The 18,858-nt window shown below is 64.5% G+C and carries 16 protein-coding genes; 6 read left to right on the top strand and 10 right to left on the bottom strand.

Features of this window, described 5'->3' with window-relative positions; genetic code table 11:
- Positions 1-65: 65 nt before the first annotated feature.
- The 3 genes from ATE64_RS05640 to ATE64_RS05650 all read left to right on the top strand — a co-directional run bounded on the left by ATE64_RS05640 (position 66) and on the right by ATE64_RS05650 (position 2,884).
- The gene (locus ATE64_RS05640) at positions 66-1,196 is read left to right on the top strand and encodes a CaiB/BaiF CoA-transferase family protein (protein WP_058456474.1); all 1,131 of its coding nucleotides are present in this window, start codon (positions 66-68) and stop codon (positions 1,194-1,196) included.
- Positions 1,197-1,298: 102 nt separating this feature from the next.
- Positions 1,299-2,102, top strand: a complete 804-nt coding sequence (locus ATE64_RS05645) for a crotonase/enoyl-CoA hydratase family protein (protein ID WP_058456473.1) — start codon at positions 1,299-1,301, stop codon at positions 2,100-2,102.
- 2 nt (positions 2,103-2,104) lie between these two features.
- A complete protein-coding gene (locus tag ATE64_RS05650) occupies positions 2,105-2,884 on the top strand; it encodes a tyrosine-protein phosphatase (RefSeq protein ID WP_058456472.1) in 780 nt (259 codons plus the stop codon).
- 18 nt (positions 2,885-2,902) lie between these two features.
- Here the strand turns inward: ATE64_RS05650 and ATE64_RS05655 are convergent, their stop codons facing one another.
- From ATE64_RS05655 to ATE64_RS05680, 6 genes are all read right to left on the bottom strand, one after another.
- Positions 2,903-4,228: an amidohydrolase family protein gene (locus tag ATE64_RS05655; RefSeq protein WP_058456471.1), complete on the bottom strand. Its 1,326-nt coding sequence runs from the start codon at positions 4,226-4,228 to the stop codon at positions 2,903-2,905.
- A gap of 92 nt (positions 4,229-4,320) precedes the next feature.
- On the bottom strand, positions 4,321-4,734 hold the full coding sequence (locus tag ATE64_RS05660) for a hypothetical protein (RefSeq protein ID WP_058456470.1): 414 nt from the start codon (positions 4,732-4,734) through the stop codon (positions 4,321-4,323).
- Between the two features lie 45 nt (positions 4,735-4,779).
- Positions 4,780-5,385: a phosphatase PAP2 family protein gene (locus ATE64_RS05665; RefSeq protein ID WP_058456469.1), complete on the bottom strand. Its 606-nt coding sequence runs from the start codon at positions 5,383-5,385 to the stop codon at positions 4,780-4,782.
- A 142-nt stretch (positions 5,386-5,527) separates the two neighbouring features.
- A complete protein-coding gene (lpdA, locus tag ATE64_RS05670; protein ID WP_058456490.1) occupies positions 5,528-6,925 on the bottom strand; it encodes a dihydrolipoyl dehydrogenase in 1,398 nt (465 codons plus the stop codon).
- Positions 6,926-6,956: 31 nt separating this feature from the next.
- On the bottom strand, positions 6,957-7,346 hold the full coding sequence (locus ATE64_RS05675) for an endonuclease domain-containing protein (RefSeq protein ID WP_058456468.1): 390 nt from the start codon (positions 7,344-7,346) through the stop codon (positions 6,957-6,959).
- 69 nt (positions 7,347-7,415) lie between these two features.
- A complete protein-coding gene (locus ATE64_RS05680) occupies positions 7,416-8,732 on the bottom strand; it encodes a pyruvate dehydrogenase complex dihydrolipoamide acetyltransferase (RefSeq protein ID WP_058456467.1) in 1,317 nt (438 codons plus the stop codon).
- 171 nt (positions 8,733-8,903) lie between these two features.
- Between ATE64_RS05680 and ATE64_RS05685 the strand changes: the two genes are divergently transcribed.
- Positions 8,904-9,359, top strand: coding sequence for a universal stress protein (locus ATE64_RS05685; RefSeq protein ID WP_058456466.1), 456 nt, complete (start codon positions 8,904-8,906; stop codon positions 9,357-9,359).
- Here the strand turns inward: ATE64_RS05685 and ATE64_RS05690 are convergent.
- The gene (locus ATE64_RS05690; RefSeq protein ID WP_058456465.1) at positions 9,356-9,748 is read right to left on the bottom strand and encodes a hypothetical protein; all 393 of its coding nucleotides are present in this window, start codon (positions 9,746-9,748) and stop codon (positions 9,356-9,358) included. The genes ATE64_RS05685 and ATE64_RS05690 overlap by 4 nt on opposite strands.
- Before the next feature lie 117 nt (positions 9,749-9,865).
- Here ATE64_RS05690 and ATE64_RS05695 point away from each other — a divergent pair, with 117 nt between their 5' ends.
- Positions 9,866-10,648: a helix-turn-helix transcriptional regulator gene (locus ATE64_RS05695; RefSeq protein ID WP_058456464.1), complete on the top strand. Its 783-nt coding sequence runs from the start codon at positions 9,866-9,868 to the stop codon at positions 10,646-10,648.
- Here the strand turns inward: ATE64_RS05695 and ATE64_RS05700 are convergent.
- From ATE64_RS05700 to phaR, 3 genes are read right to left on the bottom strand one after another with little or no spacing between them, the layout of a single operon-like run.
- Positions 10,645-12,975 (bottom strand): VacB/RNase II family 3'-5' exoribonuclease, encoded by a 2,331-nt coding sequence (locus tag ATE64_RS05700; protein WP_058456463.1) that lies wholly within the window; start codon positions 12,973-12,975, stop codon positions 10,645-10,647. The genes ATE64_RS05695 and ATE64_RS05700 overlap by 4 nt on opposite strands.
- A complete protein-coding gene (gene proS, locus ATE64_RS05705; RefSeq protein WP_058456462.1) occupies positions 12,976-14,502 on the bottom strand; it encodes a proline--tRNA ligase in 1,527 nt (508 codons plus the stop codon).
- Between the two features lie 40 nt (positions 14,503-14,542).
- The gene (phaR, locus tag ATE64_RS05710) at positions 14,543-15,082 is read right to left on the bottom strand and encodes a polyhydroxyalkanoate synthesis repressor PhaR (RefSeq protein ID WP_058456461.1); all 540 of its coding nucleotides are present in this window, start codon (positions 15,080-15,082) and stop codon (positions 14,543-14,545) included.
- A 502-nt stretch (positions 15,083-15,584) separates the two neighbouring features.
- On the opposite strand from phaR, the gene ATE64_RS05715 reads away from it, so the two are divergent.
- Positions 15,585-18,794, top strand: a complete 3,210-nt coding sequence (locus tag ATE64_RS05715) for a TonB-dependent receptor (protein ID WP_082657887.1) — start codon at positions 15,585-15,587, stop codon at positions 18,792-18,794.
- Positions 18,795-18,858 lie beyond the last annotated feature (64 nt).

Genomic DNA, 18,858 nt, shown 5'->3' on the forward strand with positions numbered 1-18,858 from the left:
CCTGCCAGCCGACCGCCCATCGGCTGGCAACGCCTTCCAGATATAGCATTCGAAAGGAATATGATGTGACTGGTCCCCTCAAAGGCATAAGGATCGTCGAGTTCGCCGGCCTGGGCCCCGGCCCCTTCGCCGGCATGATGCTCGCCGACCATGGCGCCGAAGTCATCCGTATCGACCGCCCCGGCGCCGCGCTCGATCCGCGCGATCCCTTGTCGCGCAACCGGACGTCGATCGTTCTCGATATGAAAAATCCCGAGGCGCTGAAAGTGGCGCGGGAATTGTGCAAGAGCGCCGACGGCCTCATCGAGGGCTACCGCCCTGGCGTCATGGAACGCCTCGGCCTTGGCCCCGACGTGCTGCTCGCCGACAATCCAAAGCTCGTTTACGGCCGCATGACAGGCTGGGGCCAGTTCGGCCCATACGCGCAGGCGGCAGGGCACGACATCAATTATATCGCGCTGTCGGGCGTGCTGCATACCGTGGGGCGGGCGGGCGAGAAGCCGGTGCCGCCGGTCAATTATGTCGGTGATTTCGGCGGCGGCGGCATGATGCTCGCTTTCGGCATGGCGAGCGCGCTGCTGCACGCCGCGAAGACCGGCGAAGGCCAGGTGATCGACTGCGCGATGACCGACGGGTCGGCCGTACTCGCGGCGATGACCTGGGGTTTCTTCGGCGCCGGACGCCTGAAGGACGAGCCCGGCGTCAACATGCTCGACACCGGCGCGCATTTCTATGACACCTACACCTGCTCCGATGGCAAATTCATCTCCATCGGCTCGATCGAGCCGCAATTCTATGCGCTGCTGCGCGAGAAGACCGGGCTCGACAAGGATCCGGCGTTCGACGCACAGATGGACCCGTCGCAGTGGGGACCGCTCAAGGACAAGCTCACCGCATTGTTCGCGACCAAAACGCGCGACGAATGGTGCGCGATCATGGAAATGACCGACATCTGCTTCGCACCGGTGCTCTCGCTCGCCGAAGCACCGCAGCATCCGCACAATGTCGAGCGTGAAACCTTCCTGACCGTCGGTGGCGTCGTCCAGCCCGCCCCCGCCCCGCGCTATTCGGCAACGATCAACGATACGCCGTGCGCGGCACCGACGTGCGGCGCCGATGCCGATGCCCTGCTCGCCGGTCTCGGCTATGACGCGGCGGGTATCGCCGCGCTGCGCGACAGCGGCGCCGTCGGCTGACGCTTTGGGTGGCCGGGCGCCGGCGCGCGTCGGGTCGCCATCCTTGGCTTGCAACACCGACCCGTGAGGCATAGCCTGCTTCGCGAACGAGGAGAGTTTTTGATGGGTGAGTTTCTGAGTGTCGAGCGACGGGGCAAGATCGCGATCCTGACGATGATCAAGCCCGAAAGCATGAATGCGATCGGCACGCACGAGGATTGCCAAGACATCATCGACACGCTTCGCGCGCTTGGCGACGAGCGCGGCGTCAGCGCGATCATCCTCACCGGCAGCGGCAAGGCCTTCAGCGCCGGTGGCAATCTCAAAGGGATGCAGGACCGCACCGGCATCGGCGTCCTCGACCAGCCCGATTCCACCCGCGCCAATTACCGCAAGGGCGTCCAGGCGGTGATCCGTGCATTGATGGACTGCGAGGTGCCGATGATCGCAGCGGTCAACGGCCATGCGATTGGGCTCGGCTGCGACCTCGCCTGCACCTGCGACATCCGCATCGCGTCCGAGAGCGCGAAGTTCGCGTGCAGCTTCATCAAGGTCGGGATCGTTCCCGGCGACGGGGGCGCCTGGTTGCTCCAGAAGATACTCGGCTATCCGCGCGCCGCCGAACTCTTCCTGACCGGCGACCGCTTCGACGCCACTACCGCGAAGGATTATGGCCTCGTCACCGAGGTCGTGCCCGACGATCAATTGCTCGACCGCGCGATCGCAATCGCCGACCGCATCGTCTGCAACCCGCCGCGCGCGCTGCGCCTGACGAAACGCCTGCTCCGCGAGGCGCAGCACAGCCGGATGAGCGACATCCTCGAACTCAGCGCCGCCTATCAGGCGATCGTCCATGAAACCGCCGACAATCGAGAGGCGATCAACGCCTTCGTCGAAAAGAGGGAGCCGGTGTTCACAGGAGAATGAAAATGTTGGCCGAGCGTGTCCTGCCCCTGTCGGGGATTCACAATTTCCGCGACTATGGCGGCTATGCCGTCGAAGGGAACGGCCGCCTGCGCGACAATTTCCTCTGGCGGTCGGCGCACCATGAAGCAGCGAGCGACGACGACCTTGCCGCGGTCGATGCGCTCGGCCTCCAAACGGTGATCGACCTGCGCGGCGACGACGAACGCGCGTTGCACCCGTGCCGGCGGTCGCCGAATTTCGCAGGACGCGTGCTGTTCGCCGGCGGGATCACCGCCGGCCTCGCGCCGCATTTGCAGGCGGCGGGCGGCGCGATCGATGTCGAGACGGCGCGCGAGCGGATGATCGATACCTACGCCGGGATGCCGTACCGGCCCGCGCTGGTCGCGACGCTGCGGCTCTATCTCGCGGCGCTGGCGGACACGGACGCGCCCAGCCTTGTCCACTGCGTCGCGGGCAAGGACCGCACCGGCTTTGCCGTCGCGGTCGTTCACCGGCTCCTCGGCGTCCATGAGGACGATTTGATGCACGATTATCTGCTCACCAACACCGCCGGCAAGATCGAGGAACGGATCGAACAGGGCGCGGCGCATATCCGGATGCGCTATGGCGCCGAGATCAAGGACGATGCGATCCGCGCGCTGATGTCTGTCAATCCCGCCTATCTCGACGCCGCGCTCGCGACCGTGCGCCGCGATCATGGCGATATCCCGACCTATGCCGAAACGGTCCTGAACCTGACGCCGGAAAAGCGCGAGGCGATGATCGACCGGCTGGTAATCTAGGGTCCTGACCGTAGCGCCTCACTCGCCCTTCACCAGCACCCCGCCCTTCACCACCGCATCGACGCCTTCCAGCTGGCGAACGTCGCTCAGCGGATCGCCGTCGACCGCGATGATGTCGGCGTAACGGCCCACCGCAATCGCACCGACGTCCTTTTCGCGGTCGAGCGCCTGTGCGGCGTTGCGCGTCGCGGCCTGGATCGCCTCGATCGGGGTCATTCCATATTCGACCATGACGCGGAACTGCTTGCCGACCTCGCCATGCGGCATCACGCCGGCGTCCGATCCGAACACCATCCGTACGCCCGCCTTGTGCGCCTTGCGGAAATTGTCGCGCTGGGCCTGCGCAATCTCGCGATCCTTACGGAGATTATCTTCGAGCACCCCGTTCTTCGCGCCTTCGGCCTGCGTATATTCGGTGTTGTAAATATCCATCGAGAACCAGACGGGCCGCTTGCGCGTGACCGCCATCCGGATGCCTTCGTCATCGACAAGGCTGGCATGCTCGATCGTGTCGATCCCGGCGCCGATCGCGGCGCGAATGCCGCTCGCGCCATGCGCGTGCGCGGCGACGCGAAGGCCCCATTGATGCGCCTCGTCGGCGATCGCCTTGAGTTCGGCGTCGGTCAACTGCTGCTGCCCCGGTTCGGTGTTGCGCGAAAAGACGCCGCCGGTCGCGCAAACCTTGATCACCTCGGCGCCATATTTGCGCTGGCGGCGGACCTGATAGCGCAGCTCGTCGGGCGTATCACCGATCCCCTCTTCCTTGCCGTCCTTCTTTTCGAGGCTGGGCGGCAGGAAGGTGCTGTCGCAATGCCCGCCCGTCGCGCCGAGCGCATAGCCCGCGGGCACGATTCGCGGCCCGACGGCGTAACCCGCATCGATCGCTTCCTTGAGCCCGATATCGTTGCGGTTGTCCGAGCCGACGTTGCGGACGGTCGTGAAACCCGCGTCGAGCATGTCGTGGGCATTCTTGACCGCAGTCATGCCCCAGAAGCTGTCGGTGAATTCGAGCCCGCGATAGCCGCCGATATCGGCGGGGCCGTCAAGGTGGACGTGCATGTCGATAAGCCCCGGCAGCAAGGTCTTTTCGCCAAGGTCGATATGCTTGACGTTCGAGCCCCAGCGCACGGTACGCGCGTCGGCGATCCCGGTGATACGGCCATCGGCGCCGACAAAGATCGCGGGATGCTCTACCGTCTTGCCGGCCAGCACATCGACGTAGCGCGCGGCGGTGATCACCGTCTGGCCCGTCCCGTCCTGCGCCACTGCCGACGCCGAAAGGAGGGCGGCGGAACCACAAGCGATTCCCCGCAGAAAACTGACAAACTTCACCCGCGATTGCATGTCCGACCCGCCTGTTGTTGGTGCCCTCTACCTAGATGGCAAAACCGGCGGCTGTAGGACAGCGGAAAGTGATGGCCCGCTTTCGAAGGCGATCAGACGCCTTTGCGCCCAAATCCCCCGGGACGCGGGGTGAAGGGGCGCAGGTCGTCGCCGATGGCGTCGGACGCGATCGGGGGCGGGGGAGCCGAATCGCGGCCCCGCATATAGTTGGCGAAGGCGGCATCGGGGTCGAAGCCCTGCGTATCGGCCAGCGGCTCGCCCGCGGCGGCGCCGGCACCCGGTACGCGATTGGTCCCGCTGACGACGCGCAACAACTTGATGACGAGCGGCAGGGCCAGGAGAAGCCCGACGATCGCGAGGCCGATCACGGTCGGACCAAGGCCGATGCCGACGATCCCCTCGGCGCTGTTGCCGCCCACGCCCGCGAAATACCAGAGCATCGCGCCGATATAGACGATCGGAATGAGCGCGAAGACCCAACTGAACACACCGCCGATCAAACGCATCGCAGCCACTCCCCTGCCGATGCGTGCCGGTTTAGGTCAGAATGCTTACGATTGTCTTAGGCCGCGCCGCGCGACCGCCCATGTGCCGAACAGCGCGAACGCGGCGCCGAGCATCGTGCCGCCGACGATATCGCTCGCCCAATGCACGCCGAGCATGATGCGCGAAAAGCCGTTGAGGATGATCATGGCGAAAGCAAGCGTCCAAGCGAGCGGTCGCCAGCGCGGCGGCGCGAGCGAGGCCAGAAGCAGATACACCGCGGCGGCGCTCGTTGCATGGCCGCTGGGGTAGGAAAAACTGGTCTGATGGTCGAGATGGTCGATCAGATCGGGCCGCGCGCGGCCGAAGCCGAGTTTGAGCAGGCTCGACGCGAGGTTCGACAGCAGCGAGACGCAGCCGAGCGCAGCAGCACAGCGCGGGCCGCACCAATGCCAGACGAGAGCGCAAAGCAGGATAACGATGATCCAGCGCGGCGTGCCGCCACCGATCCAGCTTACGCCCTGCATGAAGGAGATGACGGTTGCGCTGCTTTCGCCGGCGCGGAACGAAAGCGCGTGCGCGATGCGCCAGTCGGCCGAGTCGGTCCATCCCGCACCGACCGCAAGGCCAAGCAGGATAACCGCGAGGAGCAGCCCCGCGGCGATGATCGGCAATCGCGAATGACGGTCCAGACAATCCTCCCTGTGGCGGAGCCATGGGGAGGTGGCGGCCCCGCAGGGGCCGACGGAGGGGCCCCTCCACCACCCTGGGGGTGGTCCCCCTCCCCATCGCTGCGCGACGGGGAGGATCGAAATATCAAATATGCAGCGGCCGTCCGAATGCCGCGAGCACGCCCTCGTGCATCGTTTCGCTGAGCGTCGGATGCGGGAAGACGGTGCCGATGAAATCATCCTCGACCAGCTCGGCGGTTTTGCCGATCGTATAGCCCTGGATCAGCTCGGTGACTTCGGCGCCGATCATGTGCGCGCCGAGCAGTTCGCCGGTCTTGGCGTCGAACACGGTCTTGGTGAAACCTTCGGATTCGCCAAGCGCGATCGCCTTGCCGTTGCCGATGAAGGGGAAGGTCCCGGCCTTGACCTCGTAACCGAGCTCCTTCGCCTTGGCTTCGGTCAGCCCGACGCTGGCGATCTGCGGGCGGCAATAGGTGCAGCCCGGGATGTTGCGCGGATCCATCGCGTGCGGATGGCCCCCCGCGATCGCTTCGACCGAAATCACCGATTCATGCATCGCCTTGTGCGCGAGCCAAGGCGGCGCGGTGACGTCGCCGATCGCCCAAATGCCGGGGACGTTGGTTCGGCACATCGCGTCGGTGTCGATATGGCCCTTGGTCGTCTTCACGCCGAGCGCTTCGAGCCCGATATTTTCGGTGTTCGGGACGATGCCGATCGCGACGATGGCGTGGCTGAATTCGGCAGATTCGGTCTTGCCGTCCTTGGTCTTGATCTTCGCGGTGACGCCGGTCGCGGTCGCCTTCAGCTCCTCGACCCCGGCACCGGTGTAGATCGTCATGCCCTGCTTCTTGAGCGCCTTTTCGAGGAAGGCCGAGACATCGGCATCCTCGACGGGGACAAGCCGGTCGAGCATTTCGACGACGGTGACTTCGGCGCCCATGTCTTTGTAGAAACTCGCAAACTCGATGCCGATCGCGCCCGACCCGATGACGAGCAGTTTCTTGGGCATTTCGGGTGGGACGAGCGCGTGGCGATAGGTCCAGATGCGCTTGCCGTCGGCAGGGGCGAACGGCAGGTCGCGGGCGCGGGCGCCGGTCGCGACGATGATGTTCTTGGCGGTCAGGGTCTCGCTGCCCTTCTCGCCCTTCACTTCCAGCTTGCCCGGCGCGGTCAGCTTGCCCTCGCCCATGTGGACGCTGATCTTGTGCTTCTTCATCAGAAAGGCGACGCCCTGGCTGAGCTGTTTCGCGACGCCGCGGCTGCGCTTCACGACCGCGTCGATGTCGGCGCTGATCTGCTGCGCAATCAGGCCGTAATCGCCTGCATGCTGCATATAATGATAGATTTCGGCCGAGCGCAGCAGCGCCTTGGTCGGAATGCAGCCCCAATTGAGACAGATGCCGCCCAGATTCTCGCGCTCGACGATCGCGGTCTTCAGCCCGAGCTGAGCCGCCCGGATCGCCGCGACATAACCGCCGGGACCCGAGCCGAGGACGATGAGGTCGTAGTTGGTGTCAGCCAAGATTTGCTCCATCTTCAATCCCCTCTCCCATTTAGGGAGAGGGAGGGGCCCATTGCGAAGCAATGGGAGGGTGAGGGTCCGAGAGCGCGGCAAGGATTGCCGTCAACACACCGGACAGATTGCCAGTCACTTCATTGTTCCACACGCGGAGTACGCGATAGCCCTTGTCGTTCAGGAAGGCGTCGCGAGCCGTATCGGTTTGCGATTCTGCATGCTGCGATCCATCGATCTCGACGATCAGGCGTTGGTCTTGGCAGACAAAATCCGCTATGAAGGGCCCGATAGGCTGTTGCTTGCGAAATTTGAAACCGCCGAGGCGGCGATCGCGCAAGGCACCCCAAAGCTTCTTTTCCTGATCGGTGAGCGCATGTCGCAGACTTTTGGCGCGTGCCAGCGTTTCTTGCGAATAGCCTGCCGTCATACCCTCACCCTCCCACGCGCTGACGCGCGCGGGCCCCTCCCTCTCCCTTGAAGGGAGAGGGGTTATTCTTCACGCCACCAGCCCCAGCGGGTTCTCCACCAGTTCCTTGAAGGTCTTCATCAGCAGCGCGCCGTCTGCCCCGTCGATCGCGCGGTGGTCGAAGCTGCCGGTCGCCGACATGACCGTCGCGATCGCGAGCGCGTCGTCGACCACATAGGGTCGCTTCTCGCCCGCGCCGATCGCCATGATCATGCCCTGCGGCGGGTTGATCACCGCGGTGAACTGTTTGATCCCCATCATGCCCATGTTCGAGATCGAGGCGGTGCCGCCCTGATATTCATTGGGCTGGAGCTTGCCCTCCTTCGCCTTCGCGGCAAGTTCGGACATTTCGGTCGAGATTTTCGACATCGACTTGCCGCCTGCGTCGGTGATGATCGGAGTGATCAGGCCGCCCGGGATGCTGACCGCGACCGAAATATCGGCGCGCTTGTAGAAGCGCATCACATCGCCGCCGAAGCTGACGTTGCACGCGGGGACGCGTTCGAGCGCAACCGCAAGCGCCTTGATCAGCATGTCGTTGACGCTGAGCTTGACGCCGCGGCTTTCGAGGCTGGCGTTGAGTTCGCCGCGCAGCTTGAGCAGCGCGTCGAGGCGGATGTCGACGGTCAGATAGATGTGCGGCGATTCCTGCATCGACTGGGTCAGGCGGCGCGCGATCGTCTTGCGCATGCCGCTCAATTTTTCGTCCTCGTGCGGGATGCCGAAATCGGGGATCGGGCCCGCGGCGGCAGGAGCCGGTGCGGCGGCGGGAGCAGCGGCCGGGGCGGCGGCTGTGGGAGTTACCGTTGCGGCAGGGGCAGGCGCGCCGGAGGGTGCGCCTTCGAGGTCGTCCTTGACAATGCGGCCGCCGGGGCCGCTGCCCTTCATCGTCGAGAGGTCGATGCCGCGCTCGGCCGCGATGCGCTTGGCAAGCGGGCTCGCCTTGATACGGTCGCCCGAAGCGGCGGGGGCCGGAGCGGCGGCAGCCGGTGCCGGCGTCGGAGCAGGAGTTGGCGCCGCAGCAGGGGGCGCTTCCTGTTTTGCGGCGGGGGGCGACGCAGCGGCGGCAGCCGGCGCCGGAGCAGCCTTGGCGCTCGCATCCTCACCCTCGCCCGCGATCACCGCGATCACGGTGCCGACCTTCACATTGTCGGTGCCTTCAGCGACGACAATCTGGCTGATCACGCCGTCGTCGATCGCCTCGAACTCCATCGTCGCCTTGTCGGTCTCGATCTCGGCGAGCAGGTCACCCGATTTGACCGTATCCCCCTCCTTCACCAGCCATTTGGCGAGCGTCCCTTCCTCCATCGTTGGCGAAAGGGCTGGCATTTTGAGTTCGATCGGCATCGTCGCTTTTTTCCCTCGGTCTTTGTGCGTGAGTCTTGCAGGCCGGACCTGCCGCTACGGATTGTTCCTCGCCATAAGCCCTGCACCGGTCAAGGTCCAGCGGGGCAACTTGCCTTTCATACGAATGTGACGCACTCTCCACGCACAAAAAGCATAGCGAGGGGTCGGGCGATGCGGACGTATCTGGTGGTGATCGACGACAGTCCCGAGGCCAGCCTGGCGCTGCGCTTTGCCGCGCGGCGCGCGGCGCGAACGGGCGGCGGGGTCGCGGTGCTGGCAATCATCCCGCCGCAGGATTTCGTGGCGTTCGGCGGCGTCCAGGCGACGATCGAGGCCGAGGCGCGCGAACATGCCGAGCAGCTTGTGGCGGCGGCGTCCGATGCGGTGATGCAGGAAGGCAATATCGTCGCGCAGACGATGATCCGCTCGGGCAAGCCCGTCGAGGTCGTGCGCGACGCGATCGGCGAGAATGACGAGGTCGCGGCGCTGGTACTCGCGACCGCGGCGAGCGGCGCACCCGGGCCGCTGGTGGCGCACTTCACCGGGCAGGATGCGGGAACCCTCCCCTGCCCGGTGATGATCGTGCCGGGCGGGATCGATATCGCCCGGCTCGATGCGCTGAGTTAGGCGGCGACCGCGCGCGGCAGCGCGGCGGCGCCCTTCGCTTCCAGAACGGCGAGATCGAGAACGACGAGCGCCTGCACCGCGACGATGGCGATGCCGAGCCAGCTCATCTGCCCGGCGAAGATCGCGAGGACCGCAAAACTCGCCGCAACCCAGCCGAGATTGCCGGTCGCGATCAGGTTCGCGAGTCCCTTGCTCGGCTCCGTCTGGCTGGCGACGAACAGCATCAGCGCCGCCGACGGCAGCCCGATCCAGCCCGCGACGGTCACGACGCCCGAGGGGAGGCCGAGCAGCGCGGCGACCGTCGCGGTGGCGAACACGCACAGCAGGAACAGCGCCCCGCACGTGATCGCGTCGATGATGAGAGTGTTCTTGAGATTGAAATAGGACATGGCGGTTCTCCTTTCGACCCCGACCAAATGAACCCCGAATTGAATGGCGTCGATTACGCGGGAGGTAATGGAAATCGGAACGGCGCCCGGCTAGGCCGGACGGCGAAGGAGAAGGCCATGCAAGTCGCACCCCTCGGCGAGCAGCTTCGCGAATGGCGCACCCGCCGCCGGATGAGCCAGATGGACCTCGCGCTCGATACCGAAATATCGACGCGGCACCTGAGCTTCATCGAGACTGGACGCTCGAAGCCGAGTGCGGCGATGCTGCAGCGGATCGCCGACTGCCTCGAAGTGCCGCACCGTGCGCGCAATGCGCTGCTGCTCGCGGCGGGATATGCGCCCGATTTCCAGGAGCGACCGCTCGACAGCCCTGAAATGGCGGGCATGAAGGCGATCGTCGAGCATGTGCTGAAAGGGCACGAGCCTTATCCCGCACTCGCGGTTGATCGCCACTGGAACATGATCGCAGCGAACGCCGCGAACGCAATCCTGATCGAGCAGGTTTCGCCCGCGTTGCTCGCGCCGCCGGTCAATGTCCTGCGCATCGCGCTACATCCCGAGGGGCTTGCGCCGCAGATCGTGAACTACGGCCTGTGGCGCGCGCATATCCTGCACCGGCTCGATCTGCAGATCGAGGCGAGCGCCGATCCGCTGCTTGCGGCGCTGCGCGAGGAGATTGCGGGTTACGCGATCGAAGCAAACGACAATGAAGTCGGCGCCGTCAGCAGCATCGCGGTGCCGCTGGTGCTCGATACGGTCGCGGGACGGATCAGCTTCGTGTCGACGGTGACGATCTTCGGGACGCCGGTGGATATCACGCTGTCGGAGCTGGCGATCGAGGCGTTCTTTCCGGCGGATGCGGAGAGTGCGGCGTTGTTGCGGAAATTCGCTGCGAGTTAGCGCTTGCGACCCTGATGCCGGATATTCCCCGGCCGCCCGCGCTTGCCGACCATATGCTTGCCGGCTCCGTCTTTCTTGTGGCCCTTGCCCTTCACCCCGTCGCGGCGTGGTGGACGATTGCGGAAGCCGCCTTCGGGCGCGTCGGGAAGCTCGAAGCGCAAGGCGCCGCTGATCGGGTTCGCCTCCATCAACCGCAGTTCGAGCCGCTGCCCGATCGAATAGCTCACCCGCCCGTGCTCGCTGTCGAGCGTCCGCGCCGCCTCGTCGTAGAAAAAACGCTCGCTGCCCAGGGTCGATACCGGCACCAGCCCGTCGCCGCCAAGCCCGTCTACCGTCGCGAAGAAGCCGAACGGCTGTACCCCGGTGATCCGAGCGGGCACGATTTCGCCCGTCTTCGTCGCAAGATAGGCCGCAACATAGCGGTCGATCGTCTCGCGCTCGGCCTCCATCGCGCGGCGTTCGAGCGCGCTGATCGCCTCGCCGATCCGCGACAAGCCCTTGCGGTCGGCGTCGCCGAGTCCGGTTCGTTCGGGAAGGCCCTTGGGCTTGCCGGGCACTTCGAGGCGATAGCTGTCGACCAGCGCGCGGTGGACGATCAGGTCGGCGTAGCGGCGGATCGGCGAGGTGAAATGCGCGTAGCTGCCGAGCGCGAGGCCGAAATGGCCTGAGTTGGCCGGACCATAATAAGCCTGCGTCTGGCTGCGCAGGATCGCCTCCATCAGCTGCGGCAGGCGGTCGTCGCCCGAAAAGCCGTCGATCAGGCGATTGAACACCGCGGGCGTGATGACTTGCCCCAGCGCGAAACTCTGCTCGAAGGTTTCGAGATAGTCTTTCAGGCTGACGAGCTTTTCGCGGCTCGGCGGTTCGTGGATGCGGTACATGACGGGCGACTTCTTCGCCTCGAGCGCCTTTGCCGCCGCGACGTTCGCCGCGATCATATAATCCTCGATCAGCCGCATCGAATCGAGCCGCTCGCGCACCTTGATCTCAGCGATATTGCCTTGTTCGTCGAGCCGCACCTGCCGTTCGGGTAGGTCGAGATCGAGCGGAGCGCGGGCGGCGCGAGCTTTTGCGAGCAGGGTCCAGCAGCCCCAGAGATTTTTGAGCGTCGGGAGAACATCGGCGTCCCAGCCCTCGTCGGGCAAATCGGCGTCATAGGCCGCTTGCGCGCGTTCATAAGCGATGTTCGCGCGAAGCCGCACCAGCGCGCGCGTGAAACGCCATGACGTCACTTTGCCATGTTTGTCGATGGTCAGATGGCACGCCATCGCCGCGCGGTCCTCGCCCGCCTTCAGCGAGCAGACACCCGCCGAAAGCGTTTCGGGGAGCATCGGCACGACCTGATCGGGAAAATAGACGCTGTTGCCGCGCCGCCGTGCCTCGCGGTCGAGCGCGCCATCGGCACGAACATAATAGCTGACGTCCGCAATCGCGACGATCGCCTTCCACCCGCCCTTGTTCTTCTCATCCTCGTCGGGGACAGCCCAGACGGCATCGTCATGGTCGCGGGCGTCGATCGGGTCGATCGCGACGATCGGCAGGTCGCGCAGATCCTCGCGACCGCCGGGAGTCAGCGGCAGCTTCGCGGCGCGCTCGGCTTCCTCCAGCGTCTCTTCGTGGAAGACATGGGGAATCTCGTGCCTCGCGATTGCGATCATGCTCAGTGAGCGCGGTGCGAAGGGGTCACCGATCACGTCGATCACGCGCGCTTTGGTCGCCGGCCCGCGCCCGGACAGTTCCGCGCGAACAAGATCGCCGATTTGCGCATCGCCCATGTCCGAGACGACAAAATCAAAACGCGCGCGTTTGTCGGCGGGGCGCAGCCAGGTCATCGGCTTGCCGCCGGGGCCGGTGTCAGTGACGAGCACGCCGATAATCGCCTCGCCGCCCGCCTGCAGCTTCTTCATCGGGTGCGCTATATGGCCGCTGCCCCGCTCCTCGGTCCGCGACAGGATGCGGTCGCCGATCCCCAGCGCGCCCTTGCGGCCCTTCTCCATTACGCGAAGCCGCGGCGGCGGGCCGCTGCCTCCCCAGCGATCGGGCACGGCCCACACGACATCGCCCTCGACCGCCGCAACGCGCAGCACGGTGACCTTCGGAAGCCCGCCATGCTTGTGGAAAGCCCGCCCCGGCGCCATGTCGACGAGCCCCTCGTCGGTCATGTCCTTGAGCAGCGCCTTCAGCGCAATCTTGTCGGCGCCGTGCAGTCCGAAATGCTTGGCGATCTCACGCTTGCCGACCGCGCCGGGGCTGTACTCGATGAAGCGCAGGATCTGCTCGCTCGTCGGCAGCCCGGCGGGTTGCGGCCGTTTCGGTGCTTTGGCCAATTAATAGGTCCGTCCTATGAGCACGCGTTCGACCGCGGGTTCGCCGGTGAAGAAGCAGGCACCGTCGGCGGGCGCGGCGTCGAGCGGCGTGTTGCGCATCGTCAGCTTGAGTGCCTTGAGCTGTTCGACGATCTTGTCCAGCGCGGCGCCGGTCGGACGCGACCATTGCACTTCGACCCAGCCGACGAACTTGTCGTCGCCGGCAAAATGGGCCGCGAGGTCGGTGACGTCGCGGCGAATGTTCGAATGCAGCCGCTCCTTCGCCTCGGCATGGAGGTTCGCCTGAATGTCGGTCAGCGTCGCGACGGCACTCGCCACGAACTCGCCCTTCGGGACGAACGCCGTGTCGAGCTTGCCGCTCTCCTGATAGAGGCGATCGCGGCGGATCACCGCGACATTGCCGCCCGCAACGTCGCGCGGGCCGACTTCGACGATGATCGGAGCCCCCTTCTTGACCCAGCCCCAACGCTTGGTCTGCGCCTTGGCCCCGCTGGTATCGAGCAGCACGCGCACCGGCTCGCGGAAGGCGTCGAGCGCCTTCAGCTGGCTTTCGAGGTCGCGGCAATAGTCGAGGATCGCGGCATCTTCTTCATTGTCGCGCAGCATCGGGACGATGACGATCTGGTGCGGCGCGATACGCGGCGGACAGCGCAGGCCATCATCGTCGCCGTGCGTCATGATGACGCCGCCGATCATGCGCGTCGAGGTGCCCCAGCTCGTCGTGTGGCAGAGGCTGTGGCCGCCATCCTTGTCCTGATAGCGGATGTTCGCCGCCTCGGCGAAGCCCGTGCCGAGATAGTGCGACGTGCCGGCCTGCAACGCCTTCCCGTCCTGCATCATCGCCTCGATCGAATAGGTCGCGACCGCGCCGGGGAAACGCTCGTTCTCCGGCTTCTCGCCGGCGATCACCGGCATCGCGAGGACATCCTCGGCAAAGCTGCGATACATTTCGAGCGCGCGCAGCGTCTCGGCCATCGCCTCGTCGCGGTCGGCGTGCGCGGTATGGCCCTCCTGCCACAGGAATTCGCTGGTGCGCAGGAACATGCGCGTGCGCATTTCCCAGCGAACGACGTTGGCCCACTGGTTGACCTTGAGCGGCAGGTCGCGCCAGCTCTGGACCCAGCGGCTCATCGCATTGCCGATCACGGTTTCGGACGTGGGGCGGACGATCAGCGGCTCCTCGAGCTTCGCGTCGGGATCGGGGATCAGCTTGCCCTTCGCGTCCTGGATCAGCCGGTGGTGCGTGACGACCGCCATTTCCTTCGCGAAACCATCGACATGGTCGGCTTCCTTCTCGAAGAAGCTCAAGGGGATGAACAGCGGGAAATAGGCGTTCTGGACGCCGGCATCCTTGATCGCCGCGTCCATGACCTTCTGGATGCGCTCCCAGATGCCGTATCCCCACGGCTTGATCACCATGCAGCCGCGCACACCTGATTCCTCGGCAAGGTCGGCTTCGGCAATGACGTCCTGATACCAGGCCGCGAAGTCGGCCTGACGGGTTACGCTGAGCGCATGCTTGATCATCTGTCCTGTTTTCTAATCTGGGAGCGGGAGAGCGCTCCGGTTATTTCTTGCCGGCAAGCTCGGCCTTGAGGTCGGCGATTTCGGCCTTGAGCGCGGCGATTTCGGCATCTTTCGATTTGCTGCCCGCAGCGCCTGGCATAAAGGCGCCCGCTGCCTGCTGGAACATCTCGAGATTCCGACGGGTCAACTCCGCCAATGGATTCGCCCCGAGCGCGCCTTCGAAGGCGGCGCGGACATCTTGCTGGTTCTTGCGGAACGACGCCATCGAGGCTTCGAGATACTGCGGCACCACCGACTGCATCTTGTCGCCATAGAGGCCGATCAAATGGCGGAGGAAATTGACGGGCAGCAAAGTCTCGCCCTTGGTCTCGGTATCCATGATGATCTGCGTCAGGACATTATGGGTGATATCCTCGCCGCTCTTGGCATCGACCACGCGGAAGTCGCGCCCGTCGCGGACCATGGCGCCAAGATCGTCCAGCGTGATGTAGCAACTGCGTTCGGTGTCATAGAGGCGCCGGTTCGCATATTTTTTGATGGTAACGACGCCGTCATCCCCGGTCGTCTTCGATTTTGTCATGCTGACCCAGGCTCCTGTACCCCATGGCCGGGTTCCCCCGGCCGTACTCCCGCTTTTCGGTGCGGCCATGGCAATAGCATCAAATCATGATGCGCCGCAACATGCGTGCCCGGGACCGAATCGGTGGCCGCGGATGCCGTCAGCGTAAACGCCCCTCGGGACGGGCAATACACAGCCTGCAAGCATTTTTCAGCGGCCGCGCGCTCCGCTTAGGGCGGGTCGGTCAAACCGCCTCCCGCAATTTCGTTACAACAGATACCAATTTGAGGAACTTTTTTGATGCGATTTCGCCCCTGGCCGTCAAAACATATCGCAACTGCGAAATGTCCTTTTCCCGCGGACGCGTCGCCCGGTGTTGCCAAAATGACACAACGCGGGCGCTCACGTTGCATATCTGTGAAAATTCATCCCGCGGGACTTGTGTCGCCGCAATTTTCCGTCTTTCTAGACGGCAGGCCGTTCTCTTTTCAGTCTCTCAGAACGGTAAACGGGGAAACATACCATGAAAAAGACTAGCTTGCTGGTCAGGGGCTCTGCCCTGACTCTTGCATTGTTCAGCGCCATGCCGGCGTTCGCGCAGGGCGCGACCGATTGCGTCGATGCCGACAGCAACGGCGTTTGCGATTCCGAGGAATCGGGCGCGATCGTTGTCACTGGCTCGCGCATCCGCCAGCCGAACCTTGAATCGGCTAACCCGATTGCGGTCGTGACCGGTGACGAGATTTTCGAAACCGGCGGCATTTCGGTCGGCGACCTTCTCAACGACCTCCCGCAGCTCCGCAGCACCTTCAGCCAGCAGAACTCGACGCGCTTCCTCGGAACGCGCGGTCTTAACCTGCTCGACCTTCGCGGTCTCGGCACCCAGCGCACGCTGGTCCTCGTCAACGGCCGCCGCCACGTCGGTTCGGACGTGCTGTCGAACGGCGTGTCGGTCGACACCAACACCATTCCGTCGGACCTCGTCGAGCGCATCGACATCGTGACCGGCGGCGCATCGGCCGTTTACGGTTCGGACGCCATCGCAGGTGTCGTCAACTTCGTTCTCAAGGACGACTTCGAAGGCGTCCAGGTCCGCGGCCAGGGCGGCATCTCGAAGTACAAGGATGCGGGCAACCAGTTCCTTTCGGTCACCGCAGGCCAGAACTTCGCCGAAGGGCGCGGCAACATCGCGATCAACCTCGAATATGCGCACAGCCAGGACTTCTATGCCTCGGGCCGTCCGTATCTCGACACGAACGACGCCTTCCTCGTCGTCGAAGCCGACGCTCCGGGTTCGCCGAATGGCGCGGCCGGCGGGTTCGACCGCTACTTCTTCCGCGATATCCGCTCGACGACGATCAGCCTCGGCGGCATGGTTGCGGCCTATCCGAACCCGACGACGGCTCCCTGCGGCCGCGGCGGCGGCACGGCCTTTACCTGCGCCTTCCTGTTCCAGCCCGACGGCAGCCTGATCGCGCAGACCGGCGACCGCGCAGGCCTCGGCCCGACGGGTCCGTTCATCGGCGGCAACGGCTACACGGGCCGCGAAGGTCGCCTGATCGCGCTTTCGCCGCAGCTTCAGCGCTATTCGGCTAACCTCATCGCGCATTTCGAAGTCTCGCCGGCGTTCGTTCCGTTCCTCGAGGCGAAGTATGTCCGCTCGGAAGCCCAGGGTTCGCAGAGCGGTCCCTTCTTCTCGCAGGGCGCGACGCTGGGTGATCCGGGCGGCCGCGAACGCCTCCGCCTCGACAACCCCTATTTGTCAACGCAGGCACGCCAGATCTTGACCGACACCTTCCTGGCATCGACGGTCAATCCGAATACCGGTGCGGCTTTCACAGACACTGTCGTCAACGGCGTCGTGACGGTTACTGCGGCGCAAAAGCTGGCCACTCAGCGAGCGCAGATCAGCGCAGGCACGTTCCGTTTCAGCCTGCGTCGCAACTGGACCGACTTCGGCACCCGCGACGAAGAAATCACGCGTGAAACCTATCGCGCCGTGATCGGTGCGCGCGGCGAGTTCAACGACGACTGGAACTACGAAGTCTTCGCGAACTACGGCGAGCACAAGGAAAAGAACCTCATCAAGGGCAACGTCAACATCCAGCGCTATCTGCTGGGTATCGACACCACCCGCGATGCGAACGGCAACATCGTCTGCCGCTCGAAGCTCCCGGGCAACGATCCGCTGTCGTACGTGTACGGCACGCCGCTCAGCGCCGGTGACGATCCGCGCCTGGCGGCCGACGTCGCGGCCTGCGTTCCGATCAATCCGTTCGGCGAAGGTTCGGTTTCCGAGGCGGCGCGCAACTATGTGCTCGTCGACTCGCTCGCGACCGGCAAGATCACGCAGCTCAACATCGGCGGCTATGTCGCCGGCGACACGAGCGAATTCTTCAACCTGCCGGGCGGCCCCGTGGCCTTCTCGCTGGGTGCGGAATATCGCCGTGAAACGCTGAAGTACGACCTCGACGACCTTACGCAGGAAGGTTACGCCTTCTACAACGCGATCCCGAGCTTTGACTCGCCCGCGTTCGAAGTGAAGGAAGTCTATGGCGAAATCCAGCTTCCGCTGCTGCGTGACGAAACGCTCGCCCATGAACTGACGCTGCGTGCCAATGGCCGTATTTCGGACTATAAGGGCGGCGCCGGCACCACCTACACCTATGGTGGTGAAATCATGTGGAAGCCGATCGAAGACATCGGGTTCCGCGGCACCTATGCCCGCGCGGTCCGTGCTCCGAACCTCGCCGACCTCTACTCGGCGCAGGGTCAGAACTTCGCTCCGGGCTTCGGCGACCCTTGCTCGGCGGTCAACCTGGCTACCGGTTCGGCGAACCGTCTCGCCAATTGTACGGCCGCAGGCCGTCCGGCTGGCTATGACTATCGTTACAGCTCGTCGCTCGAAATCCTGAGCGGTGGTAACGAAAACCTGAAGGCGGAGAAGTCGGACTCGTACACCGTTGGTGTGCTGCTGCAGCCGCGGTTCATCCCCGGTCTGTCGCTGTCGGCCGACTATTACACCATCACGGTCGACGACGTGATCACCGCGCCTTCGGCGCAGCAGATCGCGAACGCCTGTTACGACCTGCCGGACATCAACAACAACCCGTTCTGCTCGCTCTTCCAGCGTGCCGGTGCGGGTGGCGGTCCCCGTGGTGAAATTCCGTTCCAGATTCTCGAGGGCTCGCTGATTCAGATCAGCCAGAACTATGCGAAGCTGAAGGCACGCGGTATCGATGCGCAGATCGACTATCGCTACACCGACGGCGACTGGACGTTCACCTTCGGCGGTCTCTACACGCGCGTCCTGCAGCGTGACGAGTTCCTGAACCCGGCGGACCCGACGTTCAAGAACCGCATTCTCGGCGAGCTCGGCGACCCGAAGAACCAGGTCAACGTCAACCTGAGCGCCAAGTACAAGAATGTCACCTTCGGCTACCAGTTCCGTTGGATCGACAAGATGTACCTGAACACCTACGAGGACTTTAACGAGCTCAACGGCCTTCCGCCGCAGAACCTCGATTATGCCCCGGTTCAGAAATATCCGTCGGTGGCCTATGTCGACATCCGCGCTGCGGTTGATGTCTCGGAAGGCTTCAACTTCTACGCCGGTATCGACAACGTGTTCAACCGCAAGCCGCCGTTCGGTCTAACCGGCGTCGGCGCGGGCTCGGGCATTTACGACAACCGCGGCCAGTATTTCTACGCTGGTATCGTGGCCAAGTTCTGATCGAACTTGACGTCGAAAAAGGGGAGGGTCGGACGCTTGTCCGGCCCTCTTTTTTTGTCCCCGA

The organism is Sphingopyxis sp. H073 (genome assembly GCF_001468395.1).
In the GTDB taxonomy this organism is placed as follows: Bacteria; Pseudomonadota; Alphaproteobacteria; order Sphingomonadales; family Sphingomonadaceae; genus Sphingopyxis.